Annotated in this window: 11 protein-coding genes and 2 pseudogenes; 4 read left to right on the top strand and 9 right to left on the bottom strand. The window is 68.3% G+C overall.

The genetic code is table 11. From position 1 onward, the window contains the following. Window positions 1-522: 522 nt before the first annotated feature. Window positions 523-1017 carry a DUF6233 domain-containing protein gene (locus ACZ5XZ_RS32550; protein WP_468984664.1) on the top strand — a complete coding sequence of 165 codons (495 nt, stop codon included), beginning with the start codon at window positions 523-525 and terminating at the stop codon, window positions 1015-1017. A gap of 424 nt (window positions 1018-1441) precedes the next feature. Here the strand turns inward: ACZ5XZ_RS32550 and ACZ5XZ_RS32545 are convergent, their stop codons facing one another. The 5 genes and pseudogenes from ACZ5XZ_RS32545 to ACZ5XZ_RS32525 form a co-directional block, all read right to left on the bottom strand. Further along, window positions 1442-1825: a VOC family protein gene (locus tag ACZ5XZ_RS32545; protein WP_468984766.1), complete on the bottom strand. Its 384-nt coding sequence runs from the start codon at window positions 1823-1825 to the stop codon at window positions 1442-1444. 11 nt (window positions 1826-1836) lie between these two features. Continuing rightward, the gene (locus tag ACZ5XZ_RS32540; protein WP_468984764.1) at window positions 1837-2358 is read right to left on the bottom strand and encodes a cupin domain-containing protein; all 522 of its coding nucleotides are present in this window, start codon (window positions 2356-2358) and stop codon (window positions 1837-1839) included. Window positions 2359-2775: 417 nt separating this feature from the next. After that, window positions 2776-2970, bottom strand: a pseudogene (locus ACZ5XZ_RS32535) (hypothetical protein); the annotation flags it as partial. 191 nt (window positions 2971-3161) lie between these two features. After that, window positions 3162-4412, bottom strand: coding sequence for an aspartate aminotransferase family protein (locus ACZ5XZ_RS32530; RefSeq protein ID WP_468984661.1), 1251 nt, complete (start codon window positions 4410-4412; stop codon window positions 3162-3164). After that, window positions 4409-5431, bottom strand: a complete 1023-nt coding sequence (locus ACZ5XZ_RS32525) for an SDR family oxidoreductase (protein WP_468984658.1) — start codon at window positions 5429-5431, stop codon at window positions 4409-4411. The genes ACZ5XZ_RS32530 and ACZ5XZ_RS32525 overlap by 4 nt, the downstream gene beginning before the upstream one ends. Before the next feature lie 572 nt (window positions 5432-6003). Between ACZ5XZ_RS32525 and ACZ5XZ_RS32520 the strand changes: the two genes are divergently transcribed. Both ACZ5XZ_RS32520 and ACZ5XZ_RS32515 read left to right on the top strand, forming a co-directional pair. Beyond that, window positions 6004-6498, top strand: coding sequence for a type II toxin-antitoxin system RatA family toxin (locus ACZ5XZ_RS32520; RefSeq protein WP_468984655.1), 495 nt, complete (start codon window positions 6004-6006; stop codon window positions 6496-6498). Further along, the gene (locus ACZ5XZ_RS32515) at window positions 6485-7660 is read left to right on the top strand and encodes a GNAT family N-acetyltransferase (protein WP_468984653.1); all 1176 of its coding nucleotides are present in this window, start codon (window positions 6485-6487) and stop codon (window positions 7658-7660) included. Before ACZ5XZ_RS32520 ends, ACZ5XZ_RS32515 begins: the two co-directional genes overlap by 14 nt. A gap of 44 nt (window positions 7661-7704) precedes the next feature. On the opposite strand, the pseudogene ACZ5XZ_RS32510 reads toward ACZ5XZ_RS32515, so the two are convergent. The 4 genes and pseudogenes from ACZ5XZ_RS32510 to ACZ5XZ_RS32495 form a co-directional block, all read right to left on the bottom strand. Next, window positions 7705-7854 (bottom strand): annotated as a pseudogene (locus ACZ5XZ_RS32510) (IS21-like element helper ATPase IstB); the annotation flags it as partial. Between the two features lie 45 nt (window positions 7855-7899). Then, the gene (locus ACZ5XZ_RS32505) at window positions 7900-8943 is read right to left on the bottom strand and encodes a hypothetical protein (protein WP_468984650.1); all 1044 of its coding nucleotides are present in this window, start codon (window positions 8941-8943) and stop codon (window positions 7900-7902) included. Window positions 8944-8989: 46 nt separating this feature from the next. After that, window positions 8990-10762: a DNA/RNA non-specific endonuclease gene (locus tag ACZ5XZ_RS32500; RefSeq protein ID WP_468984648.1), complete on the bottom strand. Its 1773-nt coding sequence runs from the start codon at window positions 10760-10762 to the stop codon at window positions 8990-8992. Then, a complete protein-coding gene (locus ACZ5XZ_RS32495; RefSeq protein WP_468984646.1) occupies window positions 10759-11775 on the bottom strand; it encodes a sensor domain-containing protein in 1017 nt (338 codons plus the stop codon). Before ACZ5XZ_RS32495 ends, ACZ5XZ_RS32500 begins: the two co-directional genes overlap by 4 nt. 421 nt (window positions 11776-12196) lie before the next feature. On the opposite strand from ACZ5XZ_RS32495, the gene ACZ5XZ_RS32490 reads away from it, so the two are divergent. Further along, entirely contained in the window at window positions 12197-12595 is a 399-nt protein-coding gene (locus ACZ5XZ_RS32490; protein ID WP_468984643.1) for a hypothetical protein, read from the top strand. Window positions 12596-12969: the final 374 nt, after the last annotated feature.

Raw genomic sequence — 12969 nt, 5'->3', positions numbered from 1 at the left:
GTCCCCCCCCTCCTACCGTACTCATCCGCCCTAATCCCCCCCTCAGACGACCACCCCCCCCCCCCCCCTCCCCCCCCCCCCCCCCCCCCCCCTCCCCTCCCCCCTCCCCCCCCTCCCCCCCCCCCCCCCCCGCCAGTGGCCACCAGGACGGCGCGCAGGTGGCCAAGGGCCTTGCTGCGGGGTTGTTGGTCGTGGCTGTGGTGAGCGGCCGGCAGTTGTCCGCGGGCGATGTCGGCCAAGACCATGGAACCCCGGGCGCGCGAGCCACTGCATTGCTGAGGCAGGGCGTTCGGCGAGCATCAGGGCCCGGTGGAGCTCGGTGAATTGGGCGTGGGTCGTGCCGTCGGGGGCAGTGAGTAGTTGGTCGAGACGTTCGCGGAGGATGCAGCGCTGGCATGGGGCTGGGGTGCGCGGGCGGTCGGTAATCCCGCAGGATGGGCAGGGGCGCCACCGTTGGGGACGGCGCCGGGGGTGGACACGCCGGTGGACGGCGGTGTGGACGGCGTCCCGGGCGGAGGTGATTTGCCCGGCCGTGACCTGGCCGCCTTCCGGGCGCTGGTGACGGCGCCGGTACGCGGCTTCGCTGACCGGGTGGCGCCATCACGTGGCCGCCGGGCTGGACACGGTGTCGGCCGGCGGCGGCCGATGGCCGACCGCCTCGGGCTGCACGGTGAACTGCTGGACCTCGGTCACCGACCCGTCGTCCAGGGCCTGCCGGGGGAGAATTACGCCAGCCTCGATCTTCCCCCGGCGGAGAAACGCAAGCGGTGGCGGCTGTCCCCGCCCCCACGTCAGGACGGTTGGGGCGACGCCTACCTTCACCGCCCCGACTGCGCGCAGGCAGCGGCGACGGGCGGGATGGTGAAGGATCAGGAGGCGCTCGCGGCGCTGGCCGGGCGGGACATCGTCACGGTGCCGTGCCCGGTGTGCCACTCGGAACGGTCCTGCGGCATCGGCGCCGAGCCGCGCCCGGCGTTGACCTTCACCCTGGGGCAGGTCACAGCATCAGCGGCATGAGGTTCCACATACACCTGTTCCGCCATCACAAGCTCGTCCGAGAGGCCGACGAATACCGCCGCGCCCAGGAAGCCTGCAACAGCAGACCGGCTTCCGGCAGCGCCGCATCCGGCAAGCCCCGGCTCCTTCGCCTTCGCCTGCTGGCCCGGTGGCGGTCGGTCGGCGGTCGGTTGGCGGGCGGTCCGCCTGACCGTTTTCCCTAAGGGCTGTCCCGTGGGCTGCCGGGTTCCTGCGTGCTCGGCCCCACGGCGGCTTCGACCGGTAGGTCCACCTGCGCAGTAACGAATTGGAGCGAACCGTCAACGCGCTCAAGAGCTTTCGCACCGTTGCCACACGGTGCGGCAAGAGGGCGTATGCCTTCCGCGGCACTGTGGCCGTCGCCGCCATGTGTCTCTGGCTTCGGCCGTAGCGCGCCGGACCGTGTCTACTCCCAGGTGCGTGAGCACAACACGAGGCGGTAGCCGTCCGGATCGGCAACCGTTGCTCCGTGCTCGTCCCAGTACGGGTTGTGCGCGGGAACCCGGGTTCCGCCGGCGGCTACCACGCGGTCGACCAGGGCCTCGTCTATGGGTGTGCCCAGATAGACCACGAACAGGTCGTCCACGGTCGGGGTCGGCTCCAGCGGGTCCTCGGGGTTGTGGGTGAGCTCGAAATGCCAAGCCCCGCCAGGAGGGCCGACCATCAGCAGATCGTGCTCGCCTGGGATCCGCTCGGCGGTCCGCCACAACACGTCGAGCCCGAGGCCGTCCACGTAGAAGCGTTCCGCGGCACCGAGGTCCCGAGAGGGCCGGGCTACTCGGATGTGCATCTTGGAGTCGATCACGCTGAGCCCTCCAGGGCGGCACGCCATACAGGGCTGTCTACGTAATGGTTGTCGAAACGTTCCGCGGACTCGGCGATCTCTTCAGGGTCGGCCTCACCGCGCATCACCCGGCCGAGCAGACGCAGGTAGTCGAACCGATCCATGCCCGGGGTGAACACGAACAGGACGTCTGCCTCGGCGCCGGGCGCCGCGGCGAAGGCGTGCGGGGTGTGCGGCGGCACCGCCAGGAAGTCACCCGCGTTCAGGATGGTGACCTTCTCGCCCACCAGCACCCGCAGGGATCCGCTGATCACGAAGAACAGCTCCGTCGCCTTGGTGTGGAAATGGGCTGGTGCCCCCACCGCTCCCTTGGCGAAGGTTGACCGGTAGCTCGTGAAGCCGCTTCCGGTGCCGTGTGACTCGCCCAGCAGGGTCATCACGCTGCTCGGGTCAGCGCAGGTCTCGGCGTCCGCACGGCGGGTCAGCACGGCCTGAAAAGGGGCCGCGGTCGTGGATCCGGTGGATGTCTTCTCCGTCATGATCACGACTCTACGGTCTAGTGTGACCTGCTGCCTGGGTCAATTCAGTGCTGATTCCGTGGGTCAATGGTCAACTCCACAACCGAACCGGTCCAAGACATCACCGAAGCATCAGGGCCAACTCGACGCAGTGATGCGGCGCCAGAGCTTGCGCACCAGACGAAATCCATCGGGCTCCGCCTGGGCCAACGGGTACGAACCCGAAGCGACGATGATCTCCGCCGCCGTCTGGGTCGCCGCAGGGGAAGCCGATGTCCTGCTGGCGGTGCCGTGGGAAGGTGCCGGTCCCGCAGTCGGTCGATCGGCGAGTCGTCCGAGCCGGCATGGATCGCCCACCCGTCCAACGCCTCGGGCTGCGCTCACGAGGTGGCTCGGCCCGAGATGCTGGGCGGAGTTAGGGCCTGTGTGACGTGGTGATCAGCCAGCTGCGTTGAGGAGGTCGTTGATCCAGATCATCGAGGCTCGTAGGTGGAGGCCGACGAGGTAGCTCTCAGGCGTCTTGTCGTATCGAGTCGCGATGCCCGCCATGCTTTCAGCTTGTTGATCAGGCGCTCGACGGTTCCGCTCCTTGTAGAGGTCGGTGTCGTGGCAGGTGGGGCGGTCGCCCCGGCTTCGGGGCCACCGGTGACGACTCCTCGTTCATCGACACCTGGTCCGTCTACCCCGCCACGCCCCTCGACCGTGATGGACCTCGACACCGATCACTACAGCGTGCTGAAAGAGGCCGGCGTCACCGGACTCGCCTCGGCCATCCGGGCCCGGCTGAACGGCTGACCCGCCGGACGCCGCCCGACGCCTGGGTTTCAGGCGCCGGTCAGCGCCACGGCGGACCGCTTCAGGGCACGCAGCAGCCAGTCGATGTGGTCGGATTCCAGGATCGCCGGCGGGGTCAGCCGGATCACCCTGCTGGCGTTCAGCGTGTACGAGGTCAGCACCCGCTCGCGGAGCATATGGGTCAGGAACAGCCCGGCCAGCGCCTCGGATGTGAACTCGATCCCGATGAGCAGCCCTCGTCCACGAACCTCCCGGATGAGCTGCGGGCCGGCGGCGGCGAGCGCATCGGAAATCTGTGGCAGAAGCCGTCCGCCGAGCTCTCCGGTTCGCTCGATCAGGCGATCCCGCCGCAGCACCTCGATCGTGGTGGCCGCGGCCACGGCCGCGAGGGGATTGCCCCCGTAGGTCGAGGAGTGGAACAACGGGTCCCGATTGAGCACTTCGTAGACCTCGGGCGTAGCCAGTGTCGCGGCAACCGGAACGACCCCGCCGCTGAGCACCTTCCCCGTCGTCAGCATGTCGGGGCGCACCCCTTCCTCGTCGCACCCCCACCATGCGCCGAGACGGCCGAGCCCGGACTGGATCTCGTCCATGGCGAGCAGCGCGCGGAACTCCTCGCACAGCGCGCGCGCCTGCCGGAGATAGCCCTCGGGGGGAATGCGCACCCCACCCTCGGCCTGCACCGGTTCCAGCAGCACGCAGGCCCGTGTCGGATCGTCGCGCAGTGCGGCCTTCAAGGCATCGGCGTCACCGAACGGAACGAACTCCACATCGGGCAGCAGCGGTTCGAGACCGGTCCGGTAGCGGTCGTTGCCGGTCGCGCTGAGCGACCCCAGCGTCTTCCCATGGAAGCCGCCTTGCGCGGCGATCAGCCGGTGGCAGCCGTTCGCCCGGGCGAGCTTTATCGTCAACTCCACCGCTTCCGTACCAGAGTTGGCAAAAAAGACGTACTGCAGACCGGCGGGCGCCACCGAGATCAGTGCCCTTGCTGCGGCTGCCACGTTCGGCTCGATCAGGGCGCGAGTCGACAGGGGATGCCTGCCCAACTGTGCCGCGACGGCGTCGACGACGTCCGGGTGGCGGTGACCCAGGAGGAACACCCCGTACCCGCCACAGTCGAGATAGGGGTTGTCCTCCTCGTCGTAAACCAGGGCGCCTTCCGAACGCACCTCCAGCGGCAGGCCGAGCAGCGAGGCGATCCGGGAGTGGCCGCGATTGACGTGGTCGCGGAGGTGGTCCAGCGCGACCGCCCGCGCCCGGCCGGCGCCCGCGGGGGTCACCGCACCGCTCCCGAAGCGTCGCGTGCATGAGGTCTGCTCGCCTTCGCCCACCTCAGCAGGGAGGCGCGCAGCGTCTCTTTCTGGTCGGGTAGTTCCGCCACATCACTGGGGAACGGGTCGCGTACGGACACGTAGGGGGTCAGCTGCTCGGCGAGGGCCTTGATCATCCTCTGGGTATCCTCCGGCAGGGACTTGAGAAACACCGGCACGATCAGCCGCTCGTACAGATCCTCGTCGACGAAGCGCATGGTCGGAACGGGCCGGCCCAGTTCCTCCGCGACGGTGTGGATCTCACTGATGATCTCGCCGAGTCGCAGGGCGCGGGAGCCGGCCGTCAACCACAGTTCCGTCCTGTCGGACTTCTCTTCGAGGAGCTCGGCGATGTGCCGCGCCACGACGTCCTGAGGCACGAAGTCGACCAGCCGGGTGGGAGCCAGCGGAATGATGGGGACGTGGCCGCCCATCATCGCGCCGCACACCTTGTGGAACCCCTGATGCCTGGCGATATGACCGGTGAGGGAGTCGCCGACGATGATCGAGGGCCGGACGATCACCGCCGACAGGCCACTGGCGCCCACCAGCTCCTCGGCCTGCGCCTTGGTCCTGGCGTAGGCCGGTGTCGAGGAGCCACCGTCGGCGCCCAGAGCGGAGAACGCGGTACTGACGTACACCAGTCGTGCCTCGGACTCCCGGGCGAGTTCGACGATCCGTTGGGTACCCGCGACATTGGTTTCGGCCAGCGTGGGCTCGGCGCCGAAGCTGGTGTCGGCCGCGGCGTGCACAATCACATCGATCACCGCGCAGAATTCCTTGAATTCACTACGGGACAGTCCCAGGCGGGGCAGTCTGATGTCTCCGCGCACGGTCTTCACCCTCGGCGCACTCAGCGCGGTCTCGTGGAGGAGACAGGTGACGTGGTGCGTGCCGAGGTGTGGAAGCAGGGCACTGCCCACCACTCCGGTCGCGCCGGTGAGGAGCACATTCAGTGGTCGGCGCCCGACTTCGGTCTGCTGCCACATGGATGTTGTGTCCTTCCATCGGGAATTCTCCACGGGAGAACGAGCCGGCCGGCTGGGGGCACTGGGGGACACGGGGGGCACTGGAAAGAAGAGATACCCACGGTTCACCTCCGCCCGTCGAGACGGCCGGAAAGCTGTCGGACCCAGCGCACCGTTACGTCAGGAACCGAGGAACATGCTATAGAGGTGTCGGAGCGGCCACCACCGGAGACACCATCAGGCTCGCCCGCCCCTCGGAATGTGTTCACCCGGCACACCCATATCCGGAAGCGGCACTCTTCCCCGTCCCTCGTGCCGTGCCCGTCGCGACTGTCCCCGGATGGCGGAAGGCCGCAGCCCTCGGCAGGCGTAAGTACCTCTTCGGGACCTAGCATGACGGTACGCAATACCTGGCGTTGTCCCCACTGTCGTGGGAGCGTCGCCGCCGTATCTGAAGAGGACATAAGCCGACTCATCGACCGCAATTCCAGTGGGAACGCTGCACCCGGTTCGCGTGGGTATCCCTGACTCGTACTGGACTGCCGAAAATCACGCCTTCCCGTCATCCATAGCTCGGAAAAATTGGGGGCGCAGTGCGCGAGGTCCGCGTTGCTCTTCACATTCCCGGTGCACAGCCGAGGAAGGCATTCGACTCACTCTCGGATTTCGCCAGCTTTCCGAGGCATTCCGATGTGGTGCACTCCGTCTCCCTTGAGGACGGCCCGGACCGCGACCGGATCTCCACCTGGGAAGTCGACTTCGCCGGCGGAGTCCTCAAGTGGCGGGAGCGGGACCGTCTGGACGAGCTGCGCCTGCGGATCGACTTCGAACTCATCGACGGCGACCTGCTCGCCCTGGCCGGCGACTGGACAATCGCGCCGCTCCCGGGCGGGAGCGCGCTCCGCTTCGGCGCCCGCTTCGACCTCGGGGTGCCCGGCATGGCAGACCTCCTGGAGCCCGTCGCCGGCCGGGCCATGACGGACACCGTGACCAAGATGATGCACGGGGTTTTCGGTCCGACCGCAGAGGTCACAGAGTGCCAGGACCTGGCAGTCGCACCTTTGGAGGGTCGCGGTGGTCAGCCCTGAAAGCACGGTAGCGGGCTCACAGGCCCCCTGGCAGGTGGAGGTAGCCGACAGCGTCTCAGAGATCCCGCCGGAAGTGTGGCGGAAACTTGCACCGCCCGACGACCCGATCTACGAGTACGCGATGTTCCAGGCCATGGAACGGACCGGAATCGGCCCGGACGCCTATCGATACCTCGTGCTCAGACAAGGGCAGCAGATCAGGGCCGTCTTGCCGAGCTGCGTCCACCGCGCATTGTCTCTCGAAGACGCACTGGGAAAAGAGGGCCGAGAAGCCCTGCGGCCGCTGCGCCGCATCATGGGCAGACCGCTGCGTATCAGACTCCTGCTGTGCGGACACCTCCTGGGAGAAGGGAGAGTCCTGCGCGCGGACGAACTCGATGAATCTGCACCGCACCTCCTGATCGAAGCGGTGCGCCGACTGTCCGCTTCGATGGGCACTCGGTGGACCATTTTCAAGGACTTCCCCCAGGCGGACCTGGAGTGGCTGGACCCGGCACTGCGAAGAGCCGGATACTTTCGAGCCCCCGGCCTGCCCGACGCCCGCGTCTCCTTGCACGCCACGACTTTCGAGGAATTCGTCTCCACCCTGTCCAGGAACAACCGGAGCACCGCCCGACGCAATCTGGCGAGGTTCTCCGAGCACGACGACGTGACCATGGAGGTGCGCGAGCGATTCGACGATCTCGTATCGGCCATGATGCCGCTCTACGCGGCGGTGCTCGACCATGCGGAGAGCCGACTGGACGTGTGGACACCGGAATTCCTTTCCCTGCTCTCCACCGACCCGAGGATTTCGGCCAAGGCGGTCATCTGCTGGCAGAAGGATCGCATGGTGGCGTTCCTGGTCTGCCTGTTCGGAGAGAAGAGCGCGGTGGCCATCCGGATCGGCATCGACTATGACTGTTCGCGGGAACTGCGCCTCTACCAGGTCACCTACTACCGCGGAATCGACGAGGCGATCCGTATGGGAATGGCCGACATCAACCTCACACAGACCGCCTATGAGGCGAAACGCAAGATGGGGTGCCACCTCGTCCCGTTCGAACATGCCGTGACGCACAGCAACCCGGTGTGCAGGACGATCCTCAGGCACTTGTTCCCGATGGCGCTCAACCGGTCCGGAGGCGGCGGTCAGGACGGGCCGTCGCGGGGCGGAACATAGGTCACGCCTCGCCGATGCGCCGGAACCTGGCTGACTGGGCCGCGCCCGAGTCTGTCGATGCAGAGGAGATCGACGCGGCCGTAGCGGGCGAGGGTCTGGTTGAGCTGCTTCTCGTCGGCGGCCTCGACCAGTTCGTTCACCAGCTTCGCGGCGACGCGGTAGCCCTTCATCGCGCCTTCGGTGCCCAGCGCCAGGCTGTCGCACTCGTGCGGCAACCCATCGGTACCGTACGGCGACGGCTACTGCACCAGGGCGGTGTGCGGGTGCTCCGGAGACGCGGGGCAGGCGTAGATCTGCTGGTTGTAAGCGTCGCCGATGGTGACCTGGGTCGGGGTCGTGGGATCCGGGGGGACGGCATCCGGGGACGAGGCGGCCGCCGCCTGGTCTTCAAGGGGCGTCCAGCTGCCGATGCCAGTCCTGTGTTCCCTCGACGCGATGGTCAGCATCGGCTCCATCGGGCTGTTGCAGACACGGCAGTGCTGGGTGGTGGGATCGGTGAAGCTCCAGGGCGCCCAGCCGCCGACCTTCCAGCCGGGGGAGACGGCCAACTCCCTGTTGTAGTACATCTCCTGCATCCCCTCATAGGCGCTGCCCGGCAGCGCCCCCGCCTTCTGCCGAACACTCCATGCCTCGATCTCCTCGCACAGGTCCGGCTCCAGCTCGACGGTCAGCGGGTACTCGGTGATTTGCTCGGGGGAGAGCAGGCATGGTTCCGGCAGGTAGCCTCTGTGCTGTATCGCGGCGGGCTCCGGAGGCGTGGTGAGGACACCGCCGACCGCGGCGGCGGACCGCCAGAACAGCTCGGTTCTGGGCATGATCTCCCCCGGGTGGTCGAACGGGCACCACAGCACCTGGAGCAGGTCCGCCCCTCCGGGCGGGCGCAGGTCAGGCACCTCACGGACGTACAGCTGGGCCACGGGCAGCAACGCGACCGGACCCGACGGACACGGGTGGCCGGCGTTGATCCGTTCCACCACGGCGCGTTCCTCTGGAGTGTAGAAACGGTCCTCCGGGGGCCGGCTCGTGGCTGCTGACCGGATCTCGCGCAGCAGCCTGACATCCGCCGGTGACGTCGCCGGAAGCACATCCGGCGCCCAGTGCGTGCCGTCGCAGTGCGGCCACGGCTCGGCCGAGGGCCACAGCAGCGGGCCCCCGACCGAGCTGTCCTGGCGGGACGGCGAACCGGGCCGCGGATGCAGCCGGGTCGCCGTCCGGGCCAACGGGCCCAGCCGTGGGAAGACGGCAGCGACGTCGGCCGGCCGTGGCGGGGTGGTACGGGTCATGCCGAACTCCAGGTGGTACCGGACTCTCTCGTGCCTCGGACCGGGCTCAGTTCCCCAGGTTGGGCCCGCCGTCGTAGGGGACGTTCAGCAGGCTCACCTCGTTGAAGACGGGCCACGAGGCCCCGTTGGGCAGCTGAACCTCGGCGCTCATGGTGACACCCTCCGGGATGGTGCTGTCGCCGGTCCGGTAGAAGGGAGTCACCACGTAATGGACGGCGGCGTTCTTAGGCAGTCCCTCCACCGCCGACTGGACCGCCATCTCGTAGTGCCGCATGCTCACCCCTTTGATGTTCAGTCCGATTTGCCAGCACGGGACGAGGTTCGACCAGTTCTGCTTCCCTGCGCCGAGTCCGCCGAGGACGTTGGCAATCAGATGGCACCGGGCCAGGTCGCCATTGGGATACATCTTCCGAGCGTCCCCCCAGCCGGTGATGTTGGCGCGACCAGGCTCGGTCCCCTTCTCCAGGGGGTCCGTCAGGCATGCCTCCGCGGTGGCGGCCCGAGTGCTGGGACGGCTGGGCACGGTCAGGTTGCGACGTTTGATGTTCTGGCTGGTGTTCGAGATCCACCCGGTGCCGCTGGTCCTCGCCGTGCCCGGCCTCTTGGTGAGGCAGGCGGCCTTGCCGTTCCGCCGAGGCGGCGGTGTACCAGGCCCGGGGTCCGAGGCCCCCGATGCCGGAACATTCTGGAGCTCGTCGATGATGAGCTTCACCTCCTGGTTGTAGGCGACGAGCCGACCCTGTTTCGTCAAAGCCCTTTCGAAGACTTTCTGTCCCGGGCTTTCGGTAGCCCCCGGCGCCTGCACCCGCAGGGCCTTGTAACGCCCGTTGGGCTTGCGGACCAGACCGTCGTACGTGGTGGACGGGCTGCCGAGCTGCGCTGCCTGCGACGCGGGGAGCTGCCGAATCGCTTCAGGCGTCAGATATGCCGTACCCGGGTGCATGTCCACGGTGGTGCCGGTCCGCTGGGCGTACGCCTTCAGAGCGGAGGCCTGCGGCTGCCCGGACGGAGTGTCGGCGAGGCCGGCTTCCTGGCTCTGCGCCTGGTCGCGGTACTGCGGCGGGCTGGCGGCGTCGCCGCCCTGGTCCATCGTCGCCGCCGGGTCCGGCGGATTGGCGTCGAAACTCTGCACGGCCTGGGCCATCTCCTGGAGCAACCGCTGTCCCAGGGCCTGTAGTTGCTGTTCCTTGCTCCGGAGTGCGGCGGCCTTCGCGTCGTGCGCCGAGGTGGCGGCGGTGAGCTCGGACTTCTGGGAGCTGAGTGTGGACTGTTCCTGCCTGAGCTGGCTCTGCTCGCTCTGCAGGCTGCTCTGCATGCTCCGCAGCTGGGCCTGCTCGGCTCTCAGCTGGCTCGCCTCGGCATCGTAGGCGGCGGCCGCGGCGGCCTGCGCGGGCAACCGGAAGGTGTGCGGCTTGCTGTTGTGTGCCCTGACCTTCGCACTCAGGGACGCCGAGCGTGAGGTGAAGTTGCTGGCCTTCTGGTTCACGGAAGTGCTCTTGGAGTTGAGCCTCGACGTGGCGGCGCGCAGGGCCTCGGCCTTCTTGGTGAGCCGCTCCGCCTCGGCGACCACCGCCTTCGCCTGCACCGCGAACTCCGCCTCGCGACGGTTGAATTCCTCGACTTCCCGTACGAGAGTCGCCGAAGCGGCCGAGACGTCCCCGGAGGGAACGAGTGGTGCGACGGTGCCCGTCGGCGCCATGGCTGCGGTGGCCGGGGCTGCTGTGCCGACGACCGGCAGGAGCGCCACCAGCACCAGTAAGAGGAAGCGCCGCAGTATGCCCCGGCGGCGAGCAGAAGGCTTGAGCGGGTTCGCGGTCATCGGCTCACCTTCTTGGCGAGGTTGTCGGTGAGCTTCGAGGCGGTCGCCTGGCCGTCACCGGCCTGGCACACCGAGACCTGGATCAGGCTCGTGCCGTTCACCCGGGCCTGGTGGGCGCAGGACCAGTTCGCGCCGGCGTCCTGAGCCGCCGTCCACGCCACGGCGACCTCCGTGGCGGGGTTCGCCTTGTACGTCCACTTCGAGGTACGGCCGGCCTGGTCGGTACGCGTCGAGGACGGGCACTTGGACAGGCCCTTGGTGAGGGTCGAGAAGGCGGCGCCGGCTTCCTTGCTGTCCGGGTACACACCGATCACCTGGTTCACGGTGTAGGAGCCGGTGGCAGCGGAGTCCCGATAGGTAGCCGACAGGAACGCGTTCCAGCCATCCCCGTATACCGACTGGGTCGTCGGACCCGCCGCGACGGCGCAGGCCGACGGCGACACCTTGAGCGCGGCGCCGGGCCGGTCCGACTGGGCGCCGGCGACCAGCGTCGTCCCTGCCACCCGGCTGACGCTGTCAGGGCTGAGGAGGTCTGCTTGGACGGTGCCCGCTGCGATGTGCGGCGGCCCGACGGGCGGCTGCTCCGGCCATAGCCACCATCCGATGCCGGCCAGAATCAGGCAGGGCACGACCGCAGCAACGAGCAGCGGCCAGTGGCGGCGCAGCCCGGCGAGGCCGCGCCTGCCTTCACCCCGTGAAGCGTCCGGCCGCGGCTGCGTACCTGCTTGCTGAGGCAGGGAGGCCGTACCGGATCCCGGCGACCGGCGCTTCGGCTGCAGCGCCCGAAGCAGCCCGCCCGGCCCCGATGCTCCGGAACCGGCCCCGGGCCCGGCAACGCCTGGCGGTGGCCCGGCAGGCCCAGACGGCGGCCCGGCAGGCCCAGGCGGCGGCCCGACCGGACGCGGTGGCACACCGGCTGCGGGCGGTGGCGCGCCGGTCTGCCCACCGGTGCCCGGATCCTTGGCCGGCTGGATGATGAAGTCGGTTTCGTCAGCCACCCTGATCTCCCCCATGGCTCAGATCGCACTCTGTACGAGAAGTCGCACGTAGAGTCACTCATTCGGTGCGCAAGAGCAAGGCCCACCCGTTCGATTTGAGGACATCCTGAGCATTCGTCAAAGCCGTCAACTCCCAGCTATGTACTGGGCATTTGGGCGATGAATGCGCGCCGCGCACGTGATCCGGGTCCGCCTAGGGCGTTTCGTTTGGATCAGCGGGCTGAGCACAAGAAGATGCCTGCGATGTGGAGCCCGGCCGGGCAGATGGTGGCGGTCTTCTCATAGCGGGATGCGATGCCGCGCTTGCGCAGGTGATCGCGGCCTGGTTCGGTCACTACCGTCGTCAACGACAGCATGGAGCTGTGGGGCTGGCGGCGACTGCGTGTCTTCCGTGTGGTGGCTAGGCTGAGTGCCATATGTGGCTGGTATGCGGCGCATGGGGAAGAAGGAAGGCTGTCCGGTGGTTCACCGGGGCGCCGTTGACGTGCGGGAGCGGCAGGCACGCGAATCTCCCCAGGCGTTTGAGGCGTTCGCTGCTTACCGCGGTGATGCGGACGAGTGCGTACGACGGGAGCAGGGTCGTCTGTTCCCGGCTGATCAGCAGCAGGCGTGGCGTGATGTCGCCCGTCGGCAGGCGACGTTGGCGCAGGCGATCTTGGGTAAGGCGGTCGCTGGGCTTCAGGGGCTGGACCCGCGTGAGCTGACTCCGTCGGAGCTGCTGCGGTACTTCCAGGTGGCTGCGGAGATCGAGCGTCGTTCGGCTGGTGAGGAACCGGCTGGTGGCGTCGGGCACGACGAGCCGGAGGACGCTGATCTTGAGTCACTGAGTCACTGAGTCACTGAGTGACGAGGACCGCAGGAGCCGCATGGATCTGCTGCGTTGTGTGAATTGGAGCGGCGTCTTACCGGGGGGGGGCGGGGGGCGCGCAGTGAGTGGCGGTTGGGCGAGCGGCGGGCGATCGAGGGCCTGGCTGATCTGGGCGTGATGAGCCTGGACCAGCTGGCTGCGGGCCGAGGTTGCCGCTCTGGTGCGTGCCGATGAGGTGTCGGCACGTCGGTGGGCGTGCGAAGTGCCGGATTGCGATGGGCTGCCGCATGAAGGGTGGCTGCACCACCACGCCCGTGCGTCGCAGCGGCGGCCATCGTGGCTGTGCGGTGGCGTGCCAGGCGGCCGAAAGCCGACGGCGGCCCGCTGACGCCGTCGGCGGC

The sequence above is a fragment of the Streptomyces sp. NPDC033270 genome (assembly GCF_055576575.1).
This window is presented reverse-complemented; position numbering and strand designations above follow the sequence as displayed.